The organism is Desulfosarcina variabilis str. Montpellier (assembly GCF_048565275.1).
Taxonomy (GTDB): domain Bacteria; phylum Desulfobacterota; class Desulfobacteria; order Desulfobacterales; family Desulfosarcinaceae; genus Desulfosarcina; species Desulfosarcina variabilis.
This window is the reverse complement of record NZ_CP159846.1, coordinates 2921413-2947797: the sequence shown is the minus strand read 5'-3', so window position 1 is coordinate 2947797 and position 26385 is coordinate 2921413. Positions and strand designations below refer to the sequence as shown.

Annotated in this window: 23 protein-coding genes, 1 pseudogene and 1 riboswitch; of the genes and pseudogenes, 12 read left to right on the top strand and 12 right to left on the bottom strand. The window is 51.3% G+C overall.

Annotation, left to right across the window (positions count from 1 at the left end):
- Window positions 1-63 precede the first annotated feature (63 nt).
- Window positions 64-3054 (bottom strand): PKD domain-containing protein, encoded by a 2991-nt coding sequence (locus Dvar_RS13185; RefSeq protein WP_419662166.1) that lies wholly within the window; start codon window positions 3052-3054, stop codon window positions 64-66.
- A 57-nt stretch (window positions 3055-3111) separates the two neighbouring features.
- Window positions 3112-3206: riboswitch (cyclic di-GMP riboswitch) on the bottom strand.
- 479 nt (window positions 3207-3685) lie between these two features.
- Here Dvar_RS13185 and Dvar_RS13180 point away from each other — a divergent pair.
- From Dvar_RS13180 to Dvar_RS13160, 5 genes and pseudogenes are all read left to right on the top strand, one after another.
- Entirely contained in the window at window positions 3686-4519 is an 834-nt protein-coding gene (locus Dvar_RS13180) for a transposase (protein ID WP_419662165.1), read from the top strand.
- A 585-nt stretch (window positions 4520-5104) separates the two neighbouring features.
- The gene (locus Dvar_RS13175; RefSeq protein ID WP_419662164.1) at window positions 5105-5383 is read left to right on the top strand and encodes a HigA family addiction module antitoxin; all 279 of its coding nucleotides are present in this window, start codon (window positions 5105-5107) and stop codon (window positions 5381-5383) included.
- Between the two features lie 667 nt (window positions 5384-6050).
- Window positions 6051-6734: a sulfotransferase family 2 domain-containing protein gene (locus Dvar_RS13170; protein ID WP_419662163.1), complete on the top strand. Its 684-nt coding sequence runs from the start codon at window positions 6051-6053 to the stop codon at window positions 6732-6734.
- Between the two features lie 795 nt (window positions 6735-7529).
- A pseudogene (gene gmd / locus Dvar_RS13165) lies at window positions 7530-8615 on the top strand (GDP-mannose 4,6-dehydratase).
- 90 nt (window positions 8616-8705) lie between these two features.
- Window positions 8706-9842, top strand: coding sequence for a GDP-L-fucose synthase family protein (locus Dvar_RS13160; RefSeq protein WP_419664107.1), 1137 nt, complete (start codon window positions 8706-8708; stop codon window positions 9840-9842).
- Window positions 9843-9931: 89 nt separating this feature from the next.
- Here Dvar_RS13160 and Dvar_RS13155 read toward each other — a convergent pair whose 3' ends face one another.
- Window positions 9932-10522 carry a hypothetical protein gene (locus tag Dvar_RS13155; RefSeq protein ID WP_419662162.1) on the bottom strand — a complete coding sequence of 197 codons (591 nt, stop codon included), beginning with the start codon at window positions 10520-10522 and terminating at the stop codon, window positions 9932-9934.
- A 228-nt stretch (window positions 10523-10750) separates the two neighbouring features.
- Here Dvar_RS13155 and Dvar_RS13150 point away from each other — a divergent pair, with 228 nt between their 5' ends.
- The 5 genes from Dvar_RS13150 (at window position 10751) to Dvar_RS13130 (ending at window position 15915) form a co-directional block, all read left to right on the top strand.
- The gene (locus Dvar_RS13150) at window positions 10751-11872 is read left to right on the top strand and encodes an efflux RND transporter periplasmic adaptor subunit (protein WP_419662161.1); all 1122 of its coding nucleotides are present in this window, start codon (window positions 10751-10753) and stop codon (window positions 11870-11872) included.
- The gene (locus Dvar_RS13145; RefSeq protein ID WP_419662160.1) at window positions 11869-12549 is read left to right on the top strand and encodes an ABC transporter ATP-binding protein; all 681 of its coding nucleotides are present in this window, start codon (window positions 11869-11871) and stop codon (window positions 12547-12549) included. The genes Dvar_RS13150 and Dvar_RS13145 overlap by 4 nt, the downstream gene beginning before the upstream one ends.
- A complete protein-coding gene (locus tag Dvar_RS13140) occupies window positions 12546-13751 on the top strand; it encodes an ABC transporter permease (RefSeq protein ID WP_419662159.1) in 1206 nt (401 codons plus the stop codon). Before Dvar_RS13145 ends, Dvar_RS13140 begins: the two co-directional genes overlap by 4 nt.
- Window positions 13752-13962: 211 nt before the next feature.
- Window positions 13963-15162 carry an ABC transporter permease gene (locus Dvar_RS13135; RefSeq protein ID WP_419662158.1) on the top strand — a complete coding sequence of 400 codons (1200 nt, stop codon included), beginning with the start codon at window positions 13963-13965 and terminating at the stop codon, window positions 15160-15162.
- A gap of 174 nt (window positions 15163-15336) precedes the next feature.
- The gene (locus Dvar_RS13130) at window positions 15337-15915 is read left to right on the top strand and encodes an HPP family protein (protein WP_419662157.1); all 579 of its coding nucleotides are present in this window, start codon (window positions 15337-15339) and stop codon (window positions 15913-15915) included.
- Between the two features lie 161 nt (window positions 15916-16076).
- Here the strand turns inward: Dvar_RS13130 and Dvar_RS13125 are convergent, their stop codons facing one another.
- From Dvar_RS13125 to Dvar_RS13115, 3 genes are all read right to left on the bottom strand, one after another.
- Window positions 16077-17042, bottom strand: coding sequence for an ABC transporter substrate-binding protein (locus Dvar_RS13125; protein ID WP_419662156.1), 966 nt, complete (start codon window positions 17040-17042; stop codon window positions 16077-16079).
- 274 nt (window positions 17043-17316) lie between these two features.
- A complete protein-coding gene (locus tag Dvar_RS13120; RefSeq protein ID WP_419662155.1) occupies window positions 17317-17859 on the bottom strand; it encodes an ABC transporter ATP-binding protein in 543 nt (180 codons plus the stop codon).
- Window positions 17856-18479 carry an ABC transporter permease gene (locus Dvar_RS13115; RefSeq protein ID WP_419662154.1) on the bottom strand — a complete coding sequence of 208 codons (624 nt, stop codon included), beginning with the start codon at window positions 18477-18479 and terminating at the stop codon, window positions 17856-17858. Before Dvar_RS13115 ends, Dvar_RS13120 begins: the two co-directional genes overlap by 4 nt.
- A gap of 109 nt (window positions 18480-18588) precedes the next feature.
- Here Dvar_RS13115 and Dvar_RS13110 point away from each other — a divergent pair, with 109 nt between their 5' ends.
- Window positions 18589-18903, top strand: a complete 315-nt coding sequence (locus tag Dvar_RS13110; RefSeq protein ID WP_419662153.1) for a flavodoxin family protein — start codon at window positions 18589-18591, stop codon at window positions 18901-18903.
- Window positions 18904-19067: 164 nt separating this feature from the next.
- Here Dvar_RS13110 and Dvar_RS13105 read toward each other — a convergent pair whose 3' ends face one another.
- Window positions 19068-19394 (bottom strand): PilZ domain-containing protein, encoded by a 327-nt coding sequence (locus Dvar_RS13105; RefSeq protein WP_419662152.1) that lies wholly within the window; start codon window positions 19392-19394, stop codon window positions 19068-19070.
- A 428-nt stretch (window positions 19395-19822) separates the two neighbouring features.
- Here Dvar_RS13105 and Dvar_RS13100 point away from each other — a divergent pair, with 428 nt between their 5' ends.
- Window positions 19823-22474, top strand: coding sequence for a PEP/pyruvate-binding domain-containing protein (locus Dvar_RS13100; RefSeq protein WP_419662151.1), 2652 nt, complete (start codon window positions 19823-19825; stop codon window positions 22472-22474).
- 20 nt (window positions 22475-22494) lie between these two features.
- Here Dvar_RS13100 and Dvar_RS13095 read toward each other — a convergent pair whose 3' ends face one another.
- The 6 genes from Dvar_RS13095 to Dvar_RS13070 all read right to left on the bottom strand — a co-directional run bounded on the left by Dvar_RS13095 (window position 22495) and on the right by Dvar_RS13070 (window position 26374).
- Entirely contained in the window at window positions 22495-23286 is a 792-nt protein-coding gene (locus tag Dvar_RS13095) for a hypothetical protein (RefSeq protein WP_419662150.1), read from the bottom strand.
- A complete protein-coding gene (locus Dvar_RS13090; RefSeq protein WP_419662149.1) occupies window positions 23286-23534 on the bottom strand; it encodes a hypothetical protein in 249 nt (82 codons plus the stop codon). Before Dvar_RS13090 ends, Dvar_RS13095 begins: the two co-directional genes overlap by 1 nt.
- 168 nt (window positions 23535-23702) lie before the next feature.
- On the bottom strand, window positions 23703-24044 hold the full coding sequence (locus tag Dvar_RS13085; protein ID WP_419662148.1) for a hypothetical protein: 342 nt from the start codon (window positions 24042-24044) through the stop codon (window positions 23703-23705).
- Between the two features lie 17 nt (window positions 24045-24061).
- Entirely contained in the window at window positions 24062-25105 is a 1044-nt protein-coding gene (locus tag Dvar_RS13080) for a sulfite exporter TauE/SafE family protein (protein ID WP_419662147.1), read from the bottom strand.
- A gap of 20 nt (window positions 25106-25125) precedes the next feature.
- Window positions 25126-25425, bottom strand: coding sequence for a DVU0150 family protein (locus Dvar_RS13075; RefSeq protein WP_419662146.1), 300 nt, complete (start codon window positions 25423-25425; stop codon window positions 25126-25128).
- A 412-nt stretch (window positions 25426-25837) separates the two neighbouring features.
- Complete coding sequence (locus Dvar_RS13070) at window positions 25838-26374, bottom strand: hypothetical protein (protein WP_419662145.1); 537 nt, start codon at window positions 26372-26374, stop codon at window positions 25838-25840.
- Between the last annotated feature and the right edge of the window lie 11 nt (window positions 26375-26385).

Sequence of the window (26385 nt, the reverse complement as noted above, 5' to 3'; positions counted from 1 at the left end):
ATAAATTATTATGCGTATGCAATATTTATATTATCCTACCTTTTAAATACTTTTTAAAACATCTTAATCTTGTGGTACGAAGTCCGCATCTTCGGTTATCAAGATCCTGTCAAGTTTTGTGCCGTCTTCCCTCTGGTAAATTGTCAATTTGTGTGTACCAGCAGTTAAAAGATGTACTTCGGTTCCGGCAATAGCACGATCATTTGTTTTTTGCCAGATCCAGTCATCTGAATGCGACGGATACCACAATGCGGCCGGTTGATCATCAACACCGATGAAAAAAGAATCATCGATGCCAGTCAATGCCAATACCCTGCACCAAATTATATAGTTGCCATCAGTAGGTACAACAAAGGTGTACTGGGCATAGCCGTCATCCAGTGAGGGACTTGAGGCGTTTCCCTGGCCGTTGGGAACCTCGATGTAGCTGCCTGAAGAGGCCTCGGGATCATCCATAATTTGCATGGGGAAATTCAAATTCCCGGCTTCGGCTTCTATCCAGATGTTGGCTAAGGGTGACACAACGCTCTCTCCCTGCCCTTCGGGAACATAGTTCTCTTCATTGGTAATAAGAATCTTGTCGATTCTGGTACCGTCTTCTCTCTGATAAACAGTCAGTGTATGACTATCGGAGGTAAAATAATGGATCTTAGATCCTTTGTTTTTTAATTTCTGCCAAGTCCAGGTTTCCGATACAGAAAGATACCATTTACCCGCCTGCTGCTGGTCAATCGAAACGAAGAAAGAGTCATCTTTACCGTTCGAAGCTAATACTCGACACCAGATCACATAGTCGCCATCGACAGGTACATCAAAGGTGTACTGGGCGTATCCGGCATCAAGGGATGCGCTGGATGCGTTACCCTGACCATTCGGTACCTCGACGTAGGTTCCGGAAGATGCGTCTGGGCCATCCATAATCTGCATTGGCAGATTTAAATCCCCATCTTCAGCTTCAATCCAAATTTTTGCATATCCGCTTTGTGTGTCAGCGCTCGTGGGATCTGTTCCATCGCTTACCTCTTGTCCGTCCCAAAGGCCATCTCCATCGCTGTCAACGCTATAGGGATCGGTCCCATATATCGAGGATTCATCATCATCGGAAAGACCATCGTTGTCGCTGTCTTTCGGTACAACCGGTAGCACGGTGACCAGACAGGTGTCTGAATCCGAAAGGCCGCCATTGTCAGTTACAACAAGCTGGAAGCTAAGATCAGTACTTTCTGTAACGCTTGGCGCCGTAAAAGTAGCCTGCATGCTCGTTGGATTGTTCAAGTTGACCAATGGGCCCGATGTTTGTGTCCATAGGTAGCCAGAAACTTCCCCATCCGTATCAATCGAGCCTGAGCCGTCTAACGTTACGAACAAACCTTCATCCACGGATTGGCTCGGCCCTGCATCGGATTGTGGTGCGGTGTTTATTACCACCTCATCTTCACCCTTTCCTTCCGGAACGTAGCTATAATCGTCCGTGACAAGGATTCTGTCCAATTGGGTACCGTCTTCTCTCTGGTAAACCGTCAATGTATGCGTACCAGCAGCCAGATGATGGACTTCTGTCCCAGCAATGGAACGATCATTGATCATTTGCCAGGTCCAATCATCCGAATGCGAAGGATACCACAACGCGGCATCTTGTTCATCGACGGCTATAAAGAAGGAATCGTCTACACCAGTCAAAGCCAGCACCCGACCCCAGATAATGTAGTCCCCATTGACCGGCACGTTAAAGGTGTACTGAGCGTATCCGGCAGCCAGGGACGGACTCGATGCATTACCCTGGCCATTCGGCACCTCAATGTAACCGCCTGACGACGCCCCGGAATCGGCAATGATTTGCATTGGAAAATTCAAACTGCCGTTTTCGGCTTCGATCCAGATGTTGGTTGAGATTGGCGCGATGCTTTCGCCCTGCCCTTCTGGAATATAGTTCGCGTCGTTGATAATTAGAATTCTGTCAATTTTTGTGCCGTCTTCTCTCTGGTAAACCGTCAATGTATGCGTACCAGCAGCCAGATGATGGACTTCTGTCCCAGCAATGGAACGATCATTGATCATTTGCCAGGTCCAATCATCCGAATGCGAAGGATACCACAACGCGGCATCTTGTTCATCGACGGCTATAAAGAAGGAATCGTCTACACCAGTCAAAGCCAGCACCCGACCCCAGATAATGTAGTCCCCATTGACCGGAACCTCAAAGCTGTACTGGGCGTAACCGGCGTTCAAGGACGGACTTGATGCATTGCCCTCACCGTTCGGCACCTCGATGTAGCCGCCTGATGAGGCCTCGGTGTCATCCATAATTTGCATAGGCACATTCAAATCCGCATCCTCAGCTTCCATCCAGATTTTAACAAGTCCGTTCCCAGAATTTCCAGCAGTAGGATCGGTTGTTTCAGCCACCTCCTGGCCGTCCGAGACACCGTCACCATCGCTGTCTGTAGGTGCGACCGGTACAATGGTGACCTGGCAGGTATCTAAACCCGTCAGCCCGCCATTGTCCGTTACGGCAAGTTGGAAGCTCAAGGCAGTACTCTCAGTAACACTGGGAGCTGTGAAGGTAGGCTGGCTATTCGTGGAACTGCTCAAACTGACCGACGGCCCGGAGGTTTGTGTCCATTGGTATCCAGCGATAGTCCCGTCGGAATCGGTTGAACCTGTACCGTCGAGTGCTACCTGCGTGCCTGCGGTGACCGTCTGGTCTGTCCCTGCTTCTGACACGGGTTCGCTGTTGACGACGACTTTGTATTCTACCTCGTTTGAATCAATACTTTCATCACTTGCTGCATAGGCTCGTGCTACAAAGTAGTATGTATTGGGTTCTAAGCCTTTTAAGGTGCAGGTTGTGCCTTCTCCTTCCCAAACAGGAGAAGTATAGTCATAAGCCTTTCCTTCAACTCGCATGTAGAGTCGATAGCCGTCTTCTGCTTCATTTGTGTCATCCCATTCAAAGGCTAACTGCGCCGCATACACTTGGGTAAATGAAAATAGAGCAAAAGTTATAGTTGTCCCATATAAAAATTTCAGACGGGATTTTAACCACTTAAACATTTTTTTGGATCTCCGTGTAGCTCGAAAACGGAGTCCCGAAGGTAGGCTTTTTTTGCCTTCGGCAACCCTGCGCCCCTCTCTTCCTTAATTAGCAAGAGGTCGGGCCAGTGGCTTTGCGTCCCACCATTACTGATGGTTTGCCATTATCGAGCAATATAGTGTTCATGAGTTAGAAGATTGCTTTTAAAAAATTTCTTTCAACAATTGCTTTTAGTACCAAGGACTATTCACCTCCTTTATAATACAAAAAACTTTTTTCGATGAGGTTAATCTATTTATCTATTTGTTTTTGGATGAAAATCATCCACAGGCCTGAAGTTTTGGCCCTCCCACCTCTGTTCAAAATCGGTGCCAATTATTTTTGTTTCAATATTGGGAATTAGTCTTCAGAATTTTTCCTATGAAAAGTAATGCCACATCAATCCATAATAACTGGGAAATTTTTTATATGAAAAATATTTCACATAGGTAAATTTCGCAAATAATTTATGCGGCAGTGTTTCTGGAAGATGTTTTAACTACCCTTTTTCACCACCTTCGGCGTTACCTTTTTGCTTATTCGTTGCACTTTTTTACCCATTGATTTTAGAAACTTATAAAAGCTTCTACACCATCTCCCGTACTTTTCCAGATGAAAAAGACCTTCGAACAGATTGTTAATACAGAAAAATCCGCAACTGCCTTTTTCAGAAAATTATGCTGGGATAACTACCGGCGGTACTGTATTCGATGCCACAGTTTTCAATACTACCGTACGGCCCAGCAAACCATGCGCTGCAAACGCTGCGGTTATACATTTCATGATTTTACCGGTCGCTGGATAAGCAAAAGCCAGATCCCATACCGCCAGTGGTTGCTGTTGATCAAATTTTTTGAAGCTGAGCTTCCTGCGAAACAGATAACCGACAAGCTTACCATCAGCTATCCAACCACGCTGAAAGCACTTGAACTGTTAAGACTGGCCATCATTGCCAACGCACCGGATTCGTCAAGCTGGCTTGATTATTTTTATTTCAGAGGTAAAGAATGGGTCGACAGGCAAAAAAAAGAAGCATTGGTTGGTGTTTTCGGCATTATTGAACAACAGGGCCGGGTTAAAATCGATATTTTAAAATACTTCCCCATGACAACATTGATTACCCTGAAGCCCAAAATGCTGAGAGACACAAAAATCTTTTACACCGATGCATGTTATCCCTACGTAGCCCTTATTTTCCATAATTTTAAAGGTTCCCAGCAATATGAAAAGCAAGATGAATACCAGGAAACATACAAAATAAACGGCGAATCGGATTTCTGGTCGTATGCAAAATCAAAGATCCTCAAACACAGAGGCATTTCCCTCGATAAATTTCCCCACTATCTGAAAGAGTTGGAGTTTCGCTACAATCACCGGGATGGAGATCTATTCTATCTTTTGTGCAAGTACCTGGTTAGTTTTATTCCTAAGGCGGACAACGAATAGATTGAGCGGTTAGTTGGTTAGTTAGTTGGTTGGTTGGTAAGTTGATCCGCGAGATGCGCTGGAAAGGCGGGAAACGATTTAGCTGGTGAGCTCGACACCTTTTTTTGGATTTATTTCAATGGACTCTAAGATAACGTTTGTATCTAACTGAAAACCTCTTAGCGATGTTGGATGCTACTGTCTCTCTTCAGGACCTTAGTCCGCTAAGAAGCGTTGGGCTTCATAAACTAAGCTGGGCGATTGTCGAGCTTGCCGCATATACAAGGCAGATGGCTTTCCGTTATAGTCGCCTATGCGGGAAGACATCTAACGCGGTTCGAAGATCCCGCCACCGGGAAGATGCGGTGGGATCGGCAAACCCGTCAGGGGTTCAAATTCTGGAAGGCAATAATGACCTATTGTGTTACCATGCTTACCCATTTTCATGTGTACCAGAATTTGAATCGCCCAGTTTAGTTTAAACTATCCGGAAATAGGTCCGGCCAATGGGCGATGACGATAAATGGTCCATGGCGTATTTGTTTCACGTTTAAAGATGGTGATGCATACGATGTTGAAATTACCGATTATCATAAGGGATAACGAATGAAAGCGATCCACCCTGGTAGAATTTTAAAAAGAGAATTATCATCCAGAAATTTTTCTGCAAATAAACTAGCGTTGGCGTTGATAGTTACTTCAGGTAGAATTACGCAAATTATTAATGGAAAACGAGGGATATCCGCGGAAACCGCTTTAAGGCTATCTGTATTTTTTGGGAATAGTCCACAATTTTGGATGAACCTTCAATCGCGCTATGAACTGGCCCTGACTGAAAACGAAATGGGTGAAAAAATTCGTTCCGAGGTAGAACATGCAGCATAGTTGGATGTTGTTGAATTTTGGGGACATGGGAAACTCGGGGATAATTTCATGCGTTTCCCAATTTAGTTAGTTGGTTGGTTGATCCGCGAGAAGCGCGGGTTAACGTTCCAAATAAAAACCTTATGATGCAAGTACCTGGTCAGTTCATTCCCAAAGCGGATAACTATAAAATGAGCGATTAGCCGTCAGCTGTTGGTTGGTTAGTTGGTTAGCCGTTGGCTGTCAGCAGGCTTTAGACAGGGTTCTCACACAGGTTTTAATACTTAAGGATCGGATTAGAACGTGGCTTCCAATATATCTGACAAACGGCTTATTCCAGATCGGCGTCGATTTTCGTATACAAGGCACATCCCTGAACGAAGAGGCCAAAAAGTCGATGACGAAAGCTTGAGGGATATTCAAATTGGGCAAGATGGGATTGCGTCTCCATCAACGGATACCGGTATAGAGATTTTAAAGGTTCCAAAAAAGATATTTCCTTCGGGAAAAAAACGGCGCATCGGTGCAAGGTTCAGGAATAGCAAAAGGAACCGCCGGAGAAAGTTGATAACTCGCAGGCAATAGCCGTTAGATAAACTGCAAGCGTTGAGCCTTAAGAGCTTTCTTTAAAGGAATATAAAATGCCCATGGATCACGTCACCGAATCAAGCACTATTGGTAAAAAAATATGATTTCACATAATCACAAATGCATTTTCATTCACATTCCTAAATGTGCTGGTTCAAGTATTGAGAGCGCTCTTGGACATTTTGATGGCCATCATGGACGAGGAGGGCAAGATCACAGATCAATAAGAACTATAGAAAAACCAGTTTTAACCATATGTACATTCTCATCAAAGGAAAACATAAAAGAGTATTTGAGAAGAGTGAAATATTACAATTATAAAAAAGTAGCCAATAAGAAGAATAAAACTACAGTCACGAAGGAACAATATGAAAAATATTTCAAGTTTGCTGTGGTGAGGAATCCATGGGACAGGGCTTTTTCATGGTATAAGAATGTTATGCGTGACAAAATACACAAAAAGAATCAAGGAATTACGTCAGATTTAACATTTAATCAATTTCTAAAGGTCAATATTGGCAAAGGTATGTTAAGACCACAGACATATTGGTTGAAGAACTATAAGGGGCTAATACCTTTGGATTACATCGGAAAATTTGAGACTCTGCAAGATACTTTTACGAAAATAAAGGAACGCCTGAATTTACCTGAAATTGAATTTCCTCATAAAAAAAAAGGTAGCGGAGAGGACTATAGATCCATGTATGACGAAGAATCAATTGCACATGTAAAAAATATATATCATGAAGATATCCAGCTATTTGGTTACACTTTTCGCAGCTGATTCAGTTCAACTTTTTTCAAAGTTAAACTTGTTCATGGAGCAGGATAAGAACCCGCATTCAGCCTTATTTTCAGTTTCTGGGGGGGTGGTTAAGCCTGTTGATAACATATTAACCTAAATTTGTCTGGGAAATGTTGTTTTCTACCAATTTGTGCTACTGATCGTTCAAGAGAAATAAGAAAACCTCCTTCGGGAGGTTTTTTTATTTCTGGCTCGGTTCCTATTGTTGCATGCTTGCCGCTATCAATTTTTCTAAATCATTTGAGGCTCAACATAATCAGCGGACGGGCTCAAGGACACATTAAAATTCAGGTTCTCTTTTCTTAAGTTTATATGACGTATTTTGCAAGATAAGATCGAAGATAACGAAGGCATTAATGTCAACTAAACTGGGCGATTATCGAGCTTGCCGCATGTATAAGGGTCAAGTGAAATTGAGCCTCAAGATAAAATGACAGCAATTGTAATTTTGGATGTGTTCAGTAGAAATTTCATCGATCGATTGTAAAAATAATGATCGATTACGATTACGCGCACGAAAAACGCCAATGCCCGTCGTGCTCGTGCTCAGCGAAGCGGTGCTCGTAATCGTAATCGGTTCGAAAGCTCGAAATGGCATAATTACAATTGCTGGATAAAAGGTTTGCGTTATTTTCCTGTTATAGTAATATGTTAGATCTTCAGATATAATCATGAAGTCTTATGAAAACGGTTTGCTGACGACCAACGGCTAACGGCTAACAGCCAACAGCTAACAGCTAACAGCTAACAGCTAAAAAACCATGAGTGTAAAAAATGAAAAAAGCATTAATTACAGGAATCACAGGCCAGGATGGTGCTTATCTTGCCGAGATGCTATTGCAAAAAGGATACGAAGTTCATGGCATCAAGCGCAGGGCATCCCTTTTTAACACGGATCGCATCGACCATCTTTACAAGGATCCGCATGAGCAGGATCGTGGAATGATTTTGCATTACGGTGATCTTACCGATTCCACCAACCTCATTCGGGTCCTCCAGCAGGTTCAGCCGGATTAAGTCTATAATCTTGCCGCCCAGAGTCATGTCCAGGTTTCCTTTGAAACGGCCGAGTATACGGCGGATGTGGATGGATTGGGCGCCATGCGTCTTCTTGAAGGAATCCGATTGTTGGGGTTGGAAAAAAAGACCCGCTTTTATCAGGCGTCAACGTCAGAGCTTTACGGCTTGGTACAGGAGACGCCCCAGACAGAAAGAACCCCTTTTTACCCACGCTCTCCATACGCCTGTGCAAAATTGTACGCTTATTGGATAACCGTCAATTATCGTGAAGCCTATGGCATCTTTGCCTGCAACGGGATTCTCTTTAATCATGAGTCACCGATTCGAGGGGAAACGTTCGTCACCCGCAAAATCACCCGGGCCTTGTCGCGGATATATCTGGGCATGGAAGAATGCCTGTATTTGGGCAATCTGAACGCCATGCGCGACTGGGGCCACGCCAGAGATTACGTTGAGATGCAGTGGCTGATGCTGCAGCAGGACCAACCGGATGATTTTGTTATTGCCTCCGGTGAGCAACATTCAGTCAGGGATTTTGTAAATGTGGCGGCGCGGGAGCTGGGGATCGCCATCCGCTGGGAGGGTGAAGGCGTTGATGAAAAAGGTATCAATGTGGCCAATGGAAAAACCATCGTGGCCGTTGATCCAACCTATTTTCGCCCCACGGAGGTCGAGACCCTGCTCGGTGATCCCGCAAAGGCCAGGGAAAAACTGGGCTGGGTGCCTAAAACCAGCTTTGAGGATCTGGTAACAGAGATGATTCGGGAAGACCTGGAAGAAGCCAAGCGCGATGAACTGGTCCAGCGCGCCGGGTTCCGGGTCATTCAACATCAGGAGTAAATATAGCATTCAATTACATTGGAATTCCAGAGGATGAAAAATTTAAATCAACAAGAAAACGCATCAGTCCCCGGACCTGAGCACTCAGCCATGCCTAAGGACGCCAAGATATTTGTCGCAGGCTCCACGGGAATGGTCGGCAGCGCCATTATCCGCAGGTTGCTTTCCCTGGGGTACACGAATCTCATCGGCAGTTATCACCACCGGCGGCCCGATGCCTCATGGTTTTCAAATCACACAGGAGAAATCCCCGAGGGATTGAAACTGGTTCAAGCCGACCTGACCCGCCAGGACGCGGTTTCACAATTTTTCCAAAAGGAGAATCCGGCCTATGTTTTTATCGCGGCGGCACGGGTCGGTGGAATTCATGCCAACAATTCCTACCCGGCCTGGTTTATCCACGACAACCTGGTAATCCAGAACAATATCATTCATGCCGCCTATAAAAGCGGCGTGGAACGTCTGCTTTTCTTAGGATCCTCCTGTATCTATCCCAAACTGGCCCCGCAGCCCATGCAGGAGACGCACCTGCTCACCGGCCTGCTTGAACCCACAAACGAGCCCTATGCCATCGCCAAAATCGCCGGCATCAAATTGTGTGAGGCATACAACCGCCAGTACAAAACACGCTTCATGGCCGTGATGCCCACCAATTTATACGGCCCGAATGATAATTTTGACCTCGAGAATTCTCATGTTCTGCCGGCCATGATTCGCAAATTTCATTTGGCCACGTTGGCGGCAAAGGGCGATTGGGAAGGCATTGAAAAGGACGAAGTGACCTATGGGCCGATCCCTTCCGACATCAAAGCGTCCCTTGAATATGCAAAGTCTCCCGTCCACGCCCGGCAGCCATCCGTAATGCTTTGGGGGACTGGAAATCCCAAGCGTGAATTTTTACACGTGGATGATATGGCCGATGCCTGCGTGTTTGTAATGAACCTCGATGACCAAACAGTTTCACAGCATCTTTTGAATTATCCGTTGCCGTGTTTCGTTAACGTCGGCACCGGGTCCGACATCACGATCAGAGAATTGGCCGATATCATCCGGGATGTTGCCGGGCTGGACATTAAGATAGAATTTGATACATCGAAACCGGACGGGACATCTCAAAAACTGCTCGATGTGTCACGTATGTCAGCCTTGGGGTGGCGCGCGTCGATCACGCTGAAGGAAGGTATCAAACGAACTTATGATTGGTATAAAAACCGAGTCGGCGTTTAGCTGTTAACTGCTGAGCATCTATCAGTAATTCGATAAAAAACCTCCTTCGGGAGGTTTTTTTATTTTGCCTAAAGGTGCAGGCAAAAAAACTATTCAGTAAGGCTAATAATGATAAAACATCCACCAGCGTTGCCGCCCGCACCGCCAGTCGTGGATGATGAGCCTGCATTGGCATCGCCTTGGCCACTGTAGAGCGCACTGCTGTTTGCATTGGGGGTCATAGAAGTGTCACTGCTGTCTTCATCGGCAGCGTCAGCGGTGGTAACAGTGCTTCCGGCAGAGGAATCCAAGTCATCAACGGTGTATTCAATCTCGTTGGAAAACGTGCTGGCCGACTCTTGATCATCAACCAGGTAGGCAACAACCGAGAAAAAATAGTGTATGCCCGGTTCAAACGGGTGTTCCAGGGCAGCCTGGCAAGTGTATTGGTCACCATCAAGCCAGCAATTATCAATGCCCGCAATAGCCGGGTATTCAAAATCATACTCGGCATCGTCTTCGGTTCGCATATACAAATCGAAGGCAATCTCCCCATCGGGCCCTGAAGTGTAATTAGTATTACCGGCATTCCATTGCCATTCAAACGTAATCGAGTCCAACCCGCTGGCAGTTGCTGAATGAAAACCGGCTACAATAAAGACAAGGGTGGCGATCTGTTTCAAAATATTTGGTTTTCTCAAAATTCTTGTTCAACTTTCCTTGGCGCTATCAGAATCAGGGCAGAAACACGGATACACGACTGTGAATGTGCCATCGGTAAATTTCGCTGCGTAAGATAAACCAAGATGGTGTATACTGGAAATCGGCTGAAAGGGTCAAGGAAATTTCTATTGTAGAGGGGCAATGTGGACGTTGAGCAAAAAAATAAACGGGGGTTGCGCCATAAAATCATTAAATGGATGATTCTGGTGATCGTTGTAGTATCACTGGTATGGGGATTCCGATATATCACCCGCCCTGCCCCACTGGCTGTTGTGGTCAAACCCGTTACCCGCGGCAGGGTGGAACATACGGTGGCCAACACGCGGGCAGGCACGGTCAAAGCCTGTCGCCGGGCCAAGCTGTCGCCCAGTATCGGTGGCCAGATTGCCCGGCTGCCGGTGCATGAAGGCGACCGGGTCAAAACGGGTGACCTGCTCCTTGAACTCTGGAACCAGGATCTGGCGGCCCAGATCCTGTTGGCCCGGCGCGAAGTCATGGCCACCCGGGCCCGGGCCCGTTCCGCCTGTTCACGGGCCGATGTGGCCGCCAAAAACGCCGACCGGCTGTCGGCACTGCTCAAATCCAATGTCGGCACCCAGGAGCGCACGGAAAATGCCCTGGCCGAAGCCGAGGCCCTGGGGGCCGAGTGCAATGGCGCGCGCAGCGAAGTGCTGGTACGGGAGGCCCAGCTGGCCGTGGCCCAGGCAACACTCGAGCGCACCCGTCTGACGGCGCCCTTTGACGGCGTCATCGGTGAAATCAACGGTGAGCGTTTCGAATATGTCACTCCCTCCCCGCTGGGCGTCCCCACCCCACCGGTGATCGACATCATCGCCACCGGATGTTATTACGTGATCGCCCCCATCGATGAAGTCGATGTGGCCGGCATTCAGGTCGGTATGCCGGCCCGCATTACCATGGATGCCCACGGCAGCCGCGTGTTCGATGGTCGGGTGCGCCGCATTGCCGATTATGTGCTGGACCTGGAAAAACAGGCCCGTACCGTAGATGTGGAAGTCGCCTTTACCAACCCGGACGATTTCACCGACCTTCTGGCCGGTTACAGCGCCGACATTGAGATTATCCTGGATGTGCGCCCCGACGTGGTGCGCATCCCCACCGAGGCGCTCATGGTCGACGGCCAGGTTTACGTTTACCGGGAAGGCCTGGAGCAAATCAACCAGCGCCAGATTCGCACGGGCCTGGCCAATTGGGATTTCACCGAGGTGATTGAAGGCGTCAGCGCAGGCGAGCAGGTGGTGGTCAACATCGATATCCCGGGCCTGAAAGACGGCGCATCCGCCACAATCCTGGAGGAGACGCCGTGATTCGCCTGGACCATGTCAGCCGCATATTCAATGTGGGTGGAGAACAAGTTCATGCGCTGGACCGCGTAACCCTGACGGTAAAAGAAGGTGAATACCTGTCCATCATGGGACCGTCCGGGTCCGGCAAATCAACGCTGCTCAATATTCTGGGCCTGCTGGACCGACCGGACCACGGCACCTACCACATCGACGATCAGAACACCACCCGTCTTGGCGATGACCGTCAGGCGGCCATACGGCGGCACCAGATCGGTTTCATCTTTCAGTTTTTTCATCTGATTCCCCGCCTGAGCGCCGCGGACAATGTGGCCCTGCCGCTGATGCTGGCCGGGGTTCCGCCGCGGCAGCGACGGGAACGGGTAAGCCACGCCCTGGCCCGTTTCGGCCTGACGGACCGCGCTCGCCACCGGCCGGACCAGCTATCCGGCGGCCAGCGCCAGCGCGTGGCCATTGCCCGGGCCGTGATCATGAATCCGGCCATCATCCTGGCCGACGAGCCCACCGGCAACCTGGACCGCGCCTCGGGCGAGGAGATTATCCAGGTCATCGAATCCCTGGGCAAAGCGGGCCTGACCGTGCTGATCGTCACCCATGATCCGCAGATCGGAAAACGGGCCCGGCGGTCCATTCGTCTGGTGGATGGCCGTATCGTCAGCGATCAGGAGCAGCACGCATGAGAATCGTGGATGCATTCGGGTTCTGCCGTCATGCCGTGACCGGATACCCTTTGCGCTCGGGCCTGATGCTGTTGGCCATGGCCATTGGCGTGGCTGCGGTGGTCCTTTTGGCCAGCCTGGGCGAGAGCACCCGCCTTTATGTGACCAACCAGTTCAGCACCCTGGGAACCCATCTTTTGATCATCCTGCCGGGCCGTTCGGAAACCGTTGGCGGCCCGCCCCCCATGATGGGACAAACCCCCAGGGATCTGACCATTGCCGATGCCATGGCCCTGACACGCAGCACTGCGGTACGCCGGGTGGCGCCCATTGTGGTCGGCTCGGCGCCGGTTTCCGTTGGCAGCCTGGAGCGTGAAATCACCATCCTGGGCTCCAATGCCGAGCTATTGCCGATCCGCAACATGACCCTGGCCGTCGGGCGCTTCATCCCTGCGGGCGATGTGTCCCGGTCCGAAGCGGTCTGCGTATTGGGCCACAAGGCCAAAAAAGAGCTGTTCGGCAACCGTTCACCGCTTGGCCGCTTCGTACGCATCGGCCAGCGCCGGTTCCGCGTCATCGGCACCCTGTCCAAAAAAGGCCAGTCCCTGGGGGTGGACATCGGCGATGTGGCCATTATTCCGGTGGCCTCGGCCACGGCCCTGTTCAACACGGACACGTTGTTTCGTGTCCTGGTTCAGGCCAGGCACCGGGAGTCCATCGACCGCGCCAGAAAAGAAATCCTTTCCATCATCCGTGACCGCCATGATGGTGAGGACGATGTAACCGTGATCACCCAGGATGCACTGCTGGCCACATTCGACCGTATTTTACGCACCCTCACCCTGAGTGTGGCCGGGATTGCCGCCATCAGCCTGGCCGTTGCCGGGATTCTGATCATGAACGTCATGCTCATCGCCATTTCTCAGCGCACCGGAGAAATTGGTCTTCTCAAGGCCATTGGTGCCACCCATGGACAGGTGATGGCCCTTTTTCTCGTGGAATCAACGCTGCTCTCTCTGACCGGAACAGTTGCCGGGCTCATGTTTTCCATGATGGGTGTGGGCGTGCTGCAGAGACTTTTCGCCCAGTTTCCCATGACCGTCCCCGGATGGGCCCTGGTGGCGGCTGTCACCACGGCCCTTCTTACCGGGATCATCTTTGGTCTGTTGCCGGCCCGCCGGGCCGCCCGCCTGGACCCGGTGATGGCGTTGGCTGAGAAGTAGGGATTGGTGAGGGGTGAGGGGTGAGGGGTGATCGGTGGACTGAAGAGCGGAAGTGGGAAGTGGGAGGTTGAAAGGTGAAAGGTGGAAGGTGGAAGGTGGAAGGTGGAAGGAATGGATGGAATCGTTTTATATAAAAATCGATAGAATGCATTAACTTCTAACTTTAAAATAACCCATTACCCATTACCCTTTACTTATAACCCAAATCATAATGATCCTAAATGACGCCATAATCTGGTCCCTGACAGCCCTGGCCGGCCAGCGGCTGCGCAGCTTTCTCACCATCCTGGGCATTGCCGTGGGGATCGCCGCCGTGGTTTTACTCACCTCCCTGGGTGAAGGGGTCCACCGCTTCGTTCTAGCCGAGTTCACCCAGTTCGGGACCAACCTGATCGGCATCAGCCCCGGAAGAACCTCCACCACGGGTATGTCCGGTGCGGTGATCAGCAATGTCAGGCCGCTTTCCATAGCTGATGCCCGGGCCCTGTCACGGATTCCACGGGTGCTGGCCGCCGTGCCGGTGGTGCAAGGCAATGCCGCCGTGGAGTTTGGTTCTCGCCGCCGGCGCACGTATGTGCTCGGCGTGGATGCCGACGCGCCGACGGTCTGGCGGCTGGATGTGGCCCAGGGCCGTTTTCTGCCTGAAAATGAGACGGATGGTGCACGGGCCTTGGCGGTTTTAGGCAGCAAGGTCAGCCGCGAGCTGTTTGGTACAAGCAATCCTTTGGGGCGGCGCATTCGCATTGGCGGCGAACGCTATCGTGCCATTGGCGTGATGGCAACCAAGGGGCAAATGCTGGGATTCGATCTGGACGATGCCGTATACATTCCCACCTCGCGCGCCCTGTCCATGTTCAACCGCCAAAGCCTCATGGAGATCGATGTGCTGTTTGCCGCCGGCAGCAACGCGGATAGCATTGCCAAGCGAATCCGAACCCTTTTGATCTCCCGCCACGGCAGCCAGGATTTTACTATCGTAACGCAAAATCAGATGCTGGATGTCCTCGGTTCGGTGCTGGGGGTACTGACCCTTGCCGTGGGTGCCATTGGCGGAATTTCCCTGCTGGTCGGTGGCGTGGGCATCACCACCATCATGACCATTGCCGTGCGCCAGCGCCGGTCGGAGATCGGCCTTTTGCGGGCCCTGGGCACCGGACGGGGCTGGATCATGGGCCTGTTTGCCATCGAGGCCACCCTACTGGGCGCCATTGGTGGCATGGCCGGTGTCATTTTCGGCAGCGGCGGGGCCTGGTTGCTGCATTTTCTGGTCCCTCAACTGCCCACCCACACCCCCATCGGGTATGTCATACTGGCCGAGGCGCTGGCCATCACGATCGGTCTGCTGTCCGGCATTCTGCCGGCCCGTCAGGCGGCTCGCATGAACCCTATCGAGGCACTGCGCACGGAATAAATCTAAGAGCCTGTTTGATAAATCCGTCTAAGGCCCGCTAACGGCGTTGGAAACTGTCTCAAAATGCTCACATATTACATATATGCTCCGCTTTTGAGCCATTTTCCGCCTTGTTATCGGGCCTGATCCAGACTTCTCAAATAGGCTCTAAGATGAACTCAACGGAGGTGTGATATGAAATCCAGAAACGTTAAAGCAATGATGGTTCCGCTGGCTGAGTATGCCACGGTGCCGGTCACCGCAACCTTGCTGGATACGGTCAAGGCGCTGCGCAAGGCCCAGGCCGTATTCAATAAAGAACGCCACCGACACCGCGCCATCCTGGTGATCGATGAGAAAAACCATATTGTCGGTAAATTGAGCCAGCATGATGTTATCGAGGCACTCGAGCCGAACTACAAGGAATTGAAAAACCAAATCGAAGATGGTTCGATCCATCGCCTGGGGCTTAGCGATGCATTTTTCAAAAAGACCCTGGAACAGTATCATCTATGGGAAAAGGCCCTTGAAGGGCTGTGCCGCAAAGCCGCCGACCTCAAGGTGAAAAAGATCATGTATACGCCGGTCAAAGGAGAATTTGTAAACGAGACCGCCACCATGGACGAGGCCATCCACCGGCTGATCATCGGACGTCACCATTCCCTGTTGGTCACTGCCGACCGTGATCCACAGCAAATTGTGGGGGTGCTCCGACTGAGCGATGTGTTCGAATTTGTGGGCGATTCCATGTTGGAATGCGAGCTGCCTGAGTAGCCTTGTATGGCTTCTAAAAAAATCGGAATACACCGATAAGAACCGGACCCATTACATTATATCTTCGTGATCGTAATCGTTGTCGTTGTCGTAACCGTCATTTTCTATTTCGATTACGATTACGACAACCGCTTCGCTGACAACGGTTAACTAGTGAGGAATCAACGTGAAGTGATTGTATCATACGGAACCGTACAGCTCTTAAAATCCGGTACGTTAGAAATGATCTTCTGGTCTTTGAGAAACACAGCTGTTTGCTCGAGACTGGAGAAAATTTCATTATCCAGCCGCAGACGGTATTGATGGCGCTGCATGGCCCGTCTGGTGGTCGCCAGGGCCAGGCCGGTTTCATCAGCCATCATACGCGCAATTTCATCGGGATGCCCGGCAGCATAAGCCTCAGCCTGACGCATGGCAATGAAAAACCGCCCGAAGGCCTCGGCCCCTCCTGCAAGCTTGCCGCGTCTGGCCAGGATCAATAGGGGATAGGCATTTCCCAGGCCGCCCAGGGTGGTCAGTCCCCTCGCCCCCTTTTGTTCGGCGGCGGAAGGGGTAGGCTCGCTGGCAGCAAAGGCATCAATGGACCCGGCCAGAAGCGCCTCGGTCATGGTGGGTGGCGTCAAATCGATGATCCGGATGTCAGCCGGTGAAAGATTGGCCTTGCCAAGGGCCGCCAGCAGCCCCCCATAGGTGGACGTTCCTTTTTTTACGGCCAATTGTTTGCCCTTCAGATCTTCAAGGGTCTGGATCGGGGATTTTTCCCGGACCATGATCCGGTGGCGATGCTCGCCAGTGGCATGGCTGGCCAGAATGACAATATCCGGACTGCGGGTCACCATGATGATGGCCGTGGTGTCACCCATGCCAGCGATGTCGGCCGCACCGGAATACAGGGCTTCGGCGCAGGCCGGTCCACTGCTGAAGCGCAACGTTTTGATGGTCAGTTGCTGCGCCTTGAAAAAGCCCTTTTTCACAGCCAGGATGGGGATCACGCTGCCAACACGGTCCTGAAAGGCAAACCGCAAAGAAAGCGAATCATTGGCATGGGCGACACAGGCCAGGCTCTCCAGAAGCAACAAGGTCGAAATGGTAAGCGCAAGGAGAACGGTTCGCTTGCACGATGACATTTACGCTTCTCCTTATTTTACATAACATCCAAACAGTTGATTACAGATATCTTCACCGCGCTCCCATGCTACACATGGGAGCGCGCACCGCTGTTCACCTCTGCGGGATAAGGGTTACCAAGCAGAGTTTGGGAACCAGTTAGCGGTTTGAGAAGTCCGGGTTGAGTGCAGCTATACCCGACAAAATCTTGTTGGGTTTCGTACCTCAACCCAACCTACCGCGCCCGCATTTTTATCATCCCTGCGTTAACGACATTGATCTGCCAGCTATGAGCTAATTGCTAATTCTTGCTTGCGGCTGTATACAACAAGGCTGCCTGCCCAGACAGCTACGCAAGGTTTCCTGCAAGGCCAGAAGCCCGGCACTGGTGCGCTGCCTGGGCCGAGGTAAATCCACCACCAAATCCTCAAACACCCCACCGGGCACCTGGCCCATGACAATGACCCGATCCGCCAGGTAGGCGGCTTCCTCCACGCTATGGGTGATGTAAAGCACGGTGCGATGGCTTTCCGCCCAAATGCTCAGCAACGTGTCCTGAAGCCGCTCACGCGTATTGGCATCCAGAGCGCTGAACGGCTCGTCCATGAGCAGGACCTTGGGCTCCAGGGCCAGGACCCTTGCAATAGCCACCCGCTGGCGCATGCCACCGGAAAGGGCAAACGGATATTTGTCCGCATGCTCAGAAAGTCCCATGCGCTCGAGATTTTGTGTGGTGGCATGGATCAACTGGCGTCCCTTGATGCCCTGCTGTTTCAATCCAGTGGGTGGACCGCCGTTATGCGTAAAATACTTGCTTACATGATCAAATCGGATCATTGGTTTTCCGTGGTCGGGGTCCAGCGCATGATGGTTCGTTTTTCGATTTGCCTTAAAAAAACATGCTCGGTCAAAAGGCCGATCATGCAAATCATGGCAATACAGGCAAACGATGACGCATAGTCCAGGGTCCAGCGGGCCTGGATGATCGAATACCCCAGACCCGTGCCGGTGCCGACCACCATTTCGGCAGCCACCAGCACACGCCAGCCGGTACCCAGCCCGATGCGCAGGCCGCTGATCAAGGCCGGCAGGGCCGCTGGGATCAACACGCGAAAAAATAGCGCATTTTTTCCAGCCCCCATCATCTGCGCGGCCCGGATCAGATGGATATCGATATTTTTGATCCCGCCCAGCACGTTGATGGCAACCGGTGCAAAGGCGGAAATGGCGATCATGAAAAGGGTTGCCGTCTCACCAATCCCAAAAAGCAAAATAGCCACCGGTATCCATGCCAGGCCGGGCACCAGCAGCATCAACTGCGGAATCCTGGCGGTGGCCTTCTCGATCCATTGCACCCTGCCGGCAACCACTCCATAACCGATGCCCAGCGTTACGGCGATGGAAAATCCCATCAGCCAGCGCCGCAGGCTGCTTGAAGGAAGTTGATCGTGTAGCAAAGCTGCTTCACACAAGCAGGTCCGCTTTTACCAGAAAAGCGCTGCGCTTGGCATTATCCCGCTATAATATTGAACAGTTCGAGCGACAGCACCAAAAAGGCTATGTGTCATGAAAAATATTCTGGTTATCTCCGGGAGCCCCCACCCGGCCGGCAATACGGTTAAAATCACACAACGCGTAGAAGAACAAATGGCTGAAATGGGCGATGTTCATTTTGAATATCTGGTCCTGAAAAAATTGAACCTCAACTATTGCCAGGGCTGCCTGGTTTGCATGAAAAAAGGCGAAGAGAAATGCCCCTTGAAAGATGATTCCATTTTGTTGCGGGACAAAATGCTCGCTGCCGACGGAATCATCTTTATCTCACCCGTCTACGTCCACACCGTGTCGGCGCTCATGAAAGCTAAAGAACAGCATGGCTAAATTTCTGGTCAGGCGAAAAGTAAAAAAAATGTTGAAATCCAGTGGCATCAGCGTAGGGCCGGAAACCTTGCAGCAGGTTTATGGGGTGAAATAATCAGGAAGGCCGCAGCGATATCGATACCAAATGATTTCCTGGAGAGCCTGTTTGAGAAGGTTCAGTAGGGTTACCGATCCACCTCATTGACCAGTTCGGGAAAGCGATCTGCCCCACCCATCAAATTATAAATCGGCTTGTCGAATTTGACCACAAACCCGGTGGGCTCAATCCGCAGCACTTTTCCGGTGACCGAGATATTTTCTTCAAACTTAAAAAGGGGGAATCGAAGTATGATGGATTGTCCGGCAAGGGGTTTTTTAGCGGTTCTGATGAAAAGCCCGCCGGCACTGATATTCCGGATCAACCCGTTGGCGTTACCATCCGGTGTCGTGTATTCTGCAATGATTAATCCGTTCTTGCGCTCATACTCTCGCTTTTCAGAATTTGTGTTCATTTTGCGTCCACCTTAAACATTTTTTAATCACAAGGATTGTAAAGAAACTATAATCCCAACAAAGCCATTCGCACAATCAATATTTACATGGATGGGCCCCTATCCGTCTCACCGGATTGGGATGACCGAGGCTCTGACATTTTTATTGTTTGGTTGGTTAGTTGGTTGGTTGGTTGGTTGATCGCCGCTGGCTTCGGGTTTGCCGGGATCGCTGCGGCCATGGCAGGCATCTGACAGATAGGAAATCTTTCTGACAGGCCATCACGGATCAACGTCCCTTTGGCCGTAAAAAAAGATAAAAAAACAATCAGTTATTTTTACATAACAGGCTATTTCGGCTGGCATACGCTTTGCTGCGTATTCACCGAGGGAAATTGAGCATACCGGCCAGTAGGACTGGGTTAACCGGCAACCTTTTGGGCGTCCATATGATGTTCATAAAAAAGTTACGAACCTTTTTCAGCAGCAGGGAAAGGAACCATCATTCCCGGCAGCAGCTCATGGCGGCCTTTCAGGACAAATACGAAAATTTTCAAACCCTTCTGGCATCCAACACGGAATTACTTGAAATCATATCCGATATCGAGAAAAAGCTCGAGGGGCAGACCGTATTCGGCACATCCTACCTCGACGCCCTGAGCACTCGGACCATCTTCCATACCGCCCGCATGGTGCGCTGTCTCGAGAACATGTCAGGCAAACCCTATCCGGCATTGGATAAAAAGCTGACCGATATCTTCAACCATATCAAACCGGAAACCGCGACCCGGGAATCTAAAACGCTCGTGGGTGAACCGCTGGTCTTGCCTTACCACAAGATCCGGCGCGAATCGGTTCAACGGGTCGGGGCCAAAAATGCCAATGTGGGTGAAATCAAAAATGCACTGGGTCTTCCCACCCCAAACGGATTTGCCATTACCACGGCGGCATTCAAGCACTTTATTCAAAGCAACCATCTGGCGGATACGATTCTGCGCATGAAGCGCAAGGCCGATCTCATCGAAACCGAGACGATTCTTGAAGTCAGCCAGACCATTCAGCAGTGCATTCTTTCGGCCAGCGTACCGGACGATCTTGTTCAAGAGATAATGGACGCCCATGCGCACCTGATGCAGGAACTGAACGTCCGTGATACGCCGGTCAATGTCTCACTGCGCAGCAGCGCTCTTGGCGAAGACAGCACACTGTCCTTCGCCGGCCAGTATCTGACGGTTCTCAATGTGCCACCACAGCGTATCGTTGAAGACTACCGGCGCATCATCGCCAGCCTTTTCGCGCCCCATGCCATCGCCTACCGTCTTCACATGGCCATTACCTTTGAAGATGCGGTCATGGCCGTGGCCTGCCAGGAGATGATCGATGCTTCGGTAAGCGGTGTGATGTTTACGCGAAACCCTGTCAATCCGGCGGAAAACCGCATTCTCATCGATGCGGTATGGGGCCTGGGGCCTTTTGCCGTGGATGGGATCGTGCCGCCGGACACGTATATCCTGTCCAAGGACAGGCCACCCCGGCTGCTATCGGCCACCACGGCGGTAAAGGACAAACAACTGATCGCCAGTGCCGACGGCCAGGTGATGGCGGTGCCGGTTCCTGCCGAGCGCCTGAATCAGCCGTGCCTAACCGAATCGCAAGCCTGCCTTCTGGCTGACATTGGCCTGCGGCTGGAGTCGTATTTCGGCCCCCCCCAAGATGTGGAATGGGCCATCGACCCACGGGGACGAATTGTCATCCTCCAGTCCCGGCCGCTGCGATTGCACGGGGCGGAAACCAATCACCGCAAAAGGCCCCCCGGCAAGCCGGTAACCGGTTATCCATTGCTGATGGAAGGCGGTGAGATCGCCTGCACGGGCATTGGATCCGGTCCGGTTTTCCATGTCACCGGCCAGGCGGACGTGGCCGCGTTTCCCGATGGTGCCGTGCTGGTCAGCCCCCTGGCATCGTCCGAACTGGTCATGGCCATGCCCAAGGCAAAGGCCATTGTCACCGATCTTGGCCATATCAGCGGCCACATGGCATCGCTTTCCCGGGAATACATGATCCCGACCATTCTTAATCTCAAACACGCCACGACCACGCTTGAAACGGGCGTAGAAGTTACCGTGGACGCCATTACCGGACGCATCTATCAAGGACGCGTACCGGAACTGATCAACGCCGATTACTCATTGATTGGCGTCATGGTTGACACCCCGGCGTATCAGGATTTGCGGCGCCGTGCCAGCAGCATCGTACCGCTTCATCTCACAGATCCGAAATCACAAAATTTCAAGCCGGAGAACTGCAGGACCATTCATGACATCATGCGCTTCATCCACGAGAAAGCTTATGCGGAGATCTTCCAGCTGGGGGATCTGGTCACCGACCGGGGCCGGCTTTCCGTGCGCCTTAACGCCCCCCTGCCGCTCGACCTGTATGTGATTGATCTGGGTGGCGGGCTTGGTGTGGACGCCACGCACAGAAGAAGCATATCGGCAGACCAGGTCACGTCAACACCATTTGCCGCCCTGCTTTCCGGCATGCTGAACGATGACCTGAGAAGTTGCGGGCCACGACCCATTAACATCGGCGGGTTCTTTTCCGTGATGACCCGGCAGATGCTGGAGCCGCCCAATCTGGCCATGGAGCGGTTTGGCGATCGCAGTTATGCCATCATTTCGGATCGATACATGAATTTCAGCTCCCGCATCGGCTACCACTACAGCGTACTGGACAGTTATTGCGGTCAGACCCGCGCCAAGAACTACATCAATTTCCAGTTCAAGGGCGGTGCAGCCGACGATATCCGGCGCAGTCGCCGGGCACGGATGATCGAACGGGTACTCTCATCGCTTGGTTTTTTAAGTTCCAGCACAGGTGATCGGGTGACGGCCCGGATTGCCAAGCAGTCCGCTGAAGTGTTGACGGAAAAACTCGATAGGGTCGGACGGCTGCTGATTTTTACGCGGCAAATGGACATGCTCATGCACAGCGATGCAATCGTCGAGGACATGATCGATGCCTTTTTGAAGGGCAACTATCAGCTTCGATCCGATCTTTTGGACGCGGCCGATGGAGAAAGGATTGCGAGGGAAAGTTGAATTGAGGGGTTGGTGATTCGCTAACCGCTCCCCTTATACCGAATATATCCACCCGGCCGGATAGGAACATTTAGGCCCACCTGGCCATGCACCAGCCCGTTTTCGATCCGCGCAACGGTCATCGGGGTCAGGGGCTGCCGGTTTTTATCGACTACGTCGACCAGGCTGCCTTCAGCGATGGGCGCGTCGGGAAAAAAGGCCGCGGCCACTTCCCAGTGATCCTTGCGGCGCGCGAGTTTGACAATCGGGGCGATCCCTTCTTTGGAAGAAAGTCGATTGCCACTCTCTGGAAGAATAAATGCGAACGCCAGACAAGCAACCAGCAGCGGTGCAGCAACGACTGCCACCCACCAAGGCGAAAAGCCGAAAAAGCGTCTGATGAAAGACGGGTAGCTATCGTTCAGCGCTGCCGGCAAATCAAAGACCTGAATTCGATAAAGGGTGGCCCTCTGGTCCTTTGAGCCGGAGCCGCCGGAAACGTTCAGGCGATAGATGCCCTCATGCGCACCGGACGGCACATTGACCGTGCCCCGCCAGAAACGGCCCCTGACCTCGGCGATGGTCAGGGCCAGCCCCGGGCCTTCTTCAAAACGAAAGGCGACTTCCTCGGGCCGGCGCACCGGCTGATCGAGATCGCCGCTGATGGCCTGGCGCGTGCCGGGCAGGGCCCGGATGAGATGTTTGCCGTCCAGATGCGTGCAGATGAAACCATCCAGAATCGACGCCACAAAGAGGACACCCAGCACCAGACCGGCCCTTTTGATCAACCGGCGCCGTTTTTCGTTTGACTCGCTCGATGGGTTCAGCGCCATCACTGCGACCTCCCCCCCGCATCAGATCCTGCCAGGCGACGGACCAGAAACCGGGAAATGATTACCGTGGTCACGGCCAGGGGCGGAAACGTCTTGAGAAAAAACAGCGTCAGGGTCTCGGGGTCCTGTTGGCCGATATACATGCAAACGGTCAACTCGACCAGCAGCAGCACGTTCATCACCCCGACAACAATTCGCTGGCTCAATCCGAGGCGGTCACCCGGATCGATCGGACGTGGTCCAAACATGGCGGTTTATCCTTTTTCTTTTTTCATGCATCCTAAGGCCTGTCCACCAGGTGTCATCTTCCGATCCCACCCGGCGGCCAGGCCGGTCTTCTGTTTTATATGACCTGTCGTATTACCCTGCTTGCCCATCTTCATGTATGCCAAAATTTGAATCGTCCAGTTTCAGTTTTACTTTTTTCGCAAGTCCTGCTTGGACACATTCATCACCCGCAGGGCGAATTTGCCATTGTTTTTCGGTACCCAGGCCAGGCGCAGGATATCACCCGGCTCGGGTTGAATACCGATGGTGGCACCGGAAACATCGAAGACTTCTTTTTCACCCGTGGGACGGCCATAAGGAGACGTTTCACTGAACTCGGTATCGTAGGATTCGATAACGATCTGTTTGCCGCTCTCATCAAACTGGATGCATTTGCCCTGGCTGACTTCGGCGGCCAGAACCGGCAGGCCGATGAGACTGAAGGCAATAACCATGGCCAGCGATACGGACACAAGCTTGCTTTTTCTCATTTGATGGTCCCTCCCCTTTAAATCCTGACCGTTATCTGTTCACGGTCTTTTTTCTCACGTAATTCCTGGGCGGCGCCTTTGAACATGATCCACATGATATAAAGGCAGATGATACCAATCGTGCTGAGAATCAATATGGCCGCCGGTGTTTCATACTTGAATTGCTTGAGGATGATACTGATCATGCAGCACAGCACCGCCGAACCAAAGAGCAGGCGGATGCCATACCCCTTGGCGTATTTGGTGGCGACCGTACCGATCTGGGCGCCGATGGCCGCGCCGGTAAGCATGACGAACACGGCTACCAGTTCGATGCGGCCTTTGAGAGTATAGGTAAAAGCGCCGTAAAGCCCCGAGATCATGACTTCAAACAGATCCGTACCCACGGCAACATGGGTCGGCGTGCCGATGAAGTAAATCAGGGCCGGCATGCGCAGCAGTCCCCCGCCAATGCCCAGGAAACCGGCCAGAACGCCGGTGGCAAAACTGACCATGATCGGCAGCCAGGCCGAGCAGTAGATGCCCGATGCCTTGAAGTGCATCATGGGCGGGATATTGATTTTGTGCAGGGTCTTGTACCAGGTAAACCCTTCGGTACCCTTATCCCCTTCCGCGACCCCCATGCGTTTGTTTTTAACGGCCTTGGCGTAGTCGGAAAAGACCATGATGGAAATCAGCAGCAAAAACCCCACGTAGACCCAGCGAACCACCGGACCGATCTGACCGATGCGTTCCAGATACATGACCAACTGCGCCCCACACTCGATGCCCGCCATGGTGCCGATGACCATCACGACGCCGAGCTTGTAATCGACGTTGCCGAATTTTGAATGCCGGATAGTCGAAATCATCGATTTACCGGCGATGTGGGCGATGTCCGTACCGATAGCAAAGGCCATGGGAAACCCCAGAATGTTCAGCCCCGGGGTGACCATCCACGCCCCGCCCATACCGAAAAATCCGCCGATCACCCCCACCGAGTAGCCGATCAGTACCAGTCCCGGCCAAAAGATGTCCACACCGGCGATGGGCATATACATATAAAGCCAAGCAGTATCCATAGATGTGTTCCTCCTTATGGTCAGTGTTCGACAATTTTGCGGGATTTGAGATCAAGCCCTGTACGGGACATGAAAAAATCCATGAGAAAACCAAGGCTGCATCCCATCACCACAGTGAGCACCACGGTCCACACGGCAAACATGAGGATATTGGTGTTATACATGTCCGCAAAGTAGTGCATGACCCCGGTTACCCGCCGGGTGTCGGCCACCACGACGATATTGGTGGCCTTATCCCCACCGGCCAGCGCCCATTGGGGCAGCATCAGCAGTAGCGCCGCCAGAATGCCTGCCCCCAATCGATGTAATCTTGCTTTCATTATCCGAACCCTCCTAATTTTCATGTTGTTATAAAGGCACCGCAATACTTCCCGTTGGATCAATCGTATTTATCACAAGGCCTCTTGGATCGGGCGATGAGCAACGGCTGTGCCATGCACACAGAGAATAATTTTTAATAACAAAATCAATTGTGATCACGGGTGCCGGTGGGTCCATCCACCGGAAGATGAACGCAATGTGGATAAAAAGTATTTAACAGGTTGTAAAGATAACAGACATACGGAATAAGGGAAACGCCGCAGGCAGGCGCTTTGCATCATCAGCGTCTGGCAAATTGTGGACGGATGACAAATAGGGTGGGCGCAGGCAGACTTAGACTTAGACCGGTTTATTCAAACAGATCATGGTTCACTTTATCCTCGAGCTTTTTTTGATCCGTTTGCATCTCCGTTACCGCTTATCCTTGTAAAATTCCGGATACATTTTTTTTGCACATTCTTCGCAAATTCCATGCGAGAATTTCGCACTCGATCGCTCGGCCACATATTTTTCGATTTGTTCGTACTGCCCGTTTTCATTCCTTATTTTTTTACAGAAAGAGCAAATGGGAAGAATCCCTTCCAGCACATTTATTTTCTTTTCCAGGGCTTTTGTCTGCCAGGCGATACGATAAATCAGATAAGCGTAAACCAGTAGAGCAACAATTCGTATGGCTGTATTGGCAACCAAATAGGAAACAGAAAAGCTTTCTTTCCACGGATAGTGAAAAGCAATACGAATAACCGGCAAGACAATGGCTAATGAATAGGCTGACCGTTTGCTCAATTTCCAAGCCGAAAGCCCACATGGAATGGCATAAATTATTGGGAACTGGACATATTTTCCAGTTAAATAATCAACCCCAAGAACGAGACCGGCAACAACCATGGAAATGATATCAGGATGGTTTTCATAGTGGCGAAAAAATGTGTCTATTAGGCGGTTCATCTTTTGGGACG

Excerpts from the sequence above, each read along its gene's own strand:
- Dvar_RS13120 (WP_419662155.1), bottom strand. The coding sequence starts at position 17,859 with ATGATCCGATTTGATCATGTAAGCAAGTATTTTACGCATAACGGCGGT.
- Dvar_RS13180 (WP_419662165.1), top strand. The coding sequence starts at position 3,686 with ATGAAAAAGACCTTCGAACAGATTGTTAATACAGAAAAATCCGCAACT.
- Dvar_RS13110 (WP_419662153.1), top strand. The coding sequence starts at position 18,589 with ATGAAAAATATTCTGGTTATCTCCGGGAGCCCCCACCCGGCCGGCAAT.
- Dvar_RS13100 (WP_419662151.1), top strand. The coding sequence starts at position 19,823 with ATGATGTTCATAAAAAAGTTACGAACCTTTTTCAGCAGCAGGGAAAGG.
- Dvar_RS13140 (WP_419662159.1), top strand. The coding sequence starts at position 12,546 with ATGAGAATCGTGGATGCATTCGGGTTCTGCCGTCATGCCGTGACCGGA.
- Dvar_RS13085 (WP_419662148.1), bottom strand. The coding sequence starts at position 24,044 with ATGAGAAAAAGCAAGCTTGTGTCCGTATCGCTGGCCATGGTTATTGCC.
- Dvar_RS13160 (WP_419664107.1), top strand. The coding sequence starts at position 8,706 with ATGCCTAAGGACGCCAAGATATTTGTCGCAGGCTCCACGGGAATGGTC.
- Dvar_RS13090 (WP_419662149.1), bottom strand. The coding sequence starts at position 23,534 with ATGTTTGGACCACGTCCGATCGATCCGGGTGACCGCCTCGGATTGAGC.
- Dvar_RS13135 (WP_419662158.1), top strand. The coding sequence starts at position 13,963 with ATGATCCTAAATGACGCCATAATCTGGTCCCTGACAGCCCTGGCCGGC.
- Dvar_RS13125 (WP_419662156.1), bottom strand. The coding sequence starts at position 17,042 with ATGTCATCGTGCAAGCGAACCGTTCTCCTTGCGCTTACCATTTCGACC.
- Dvar_RS13075 (WP_419662146.1), bottom strand. The coding sequence starts at position 25,425 with ATGAAAGCAAGATTACATCGATTGGGGGCAGGCATTCTGGCGGCGCTA.
- Dvar_RS13175 (WP_419662164.1), top strand. The coding sequence starts at position 5,105 with ATGAAAGCGATCCACCCTGGTAGAATTTTAAAAAGAGAATTATCATCC.
- Dvar_RS13130 (WP_419662157.1), top strand. The coding sequence starts at position 15,337 with ATGAAATCCAGAAACGTTAAAGCAATGATGGTTCCGCTGGCTGAGTAT.
- Dvar_RS13080 (WP_419662147.1), bottom strand. The coding sequence starts at position 25,105 with ATGGATACTGCTTGGCTTTATATGTATATGCCCATCGCCGGTGTGGAC.
- Dvar_RS13185 (WP_419662166.1), bottom strand. The coding sequence starts at position 3,054 with ATGTTTAAGTGGTTAAAATCCCGTCTGAAATTTTTATATGGGACAACT.
- Dvar_RS13095 (WP_419662150.1), bottom strand. The coding sequence starts at position 23,286 with ATGGCGCTGAACCCATCGAGCGAGTCAAACGAAAAACGGCGCCGGTTG.
- Dvar_RS13070 (WP_419662145.1), bottom strand. The coding sequence starts at position 26,374 with ATGAACCGCCTAATAGACACATTTTTTCGCCACTATGAAAACCATCCT.
- Dvar_RS13105 (WP_419662152.1), bottom strand. The coding sequence starts at position 19,394 with ATGAACACAAATTCTGAAAAGCGAGAGTATGAGCGCAAGAACGGATTA.
- Dvar_RS13170 (WP_419662163.1), top strand. The coding sequence starts at position 6,051 with ATGATTTCACATAATCACAAATGCATTTTCATTCACATTCCTAAATGT.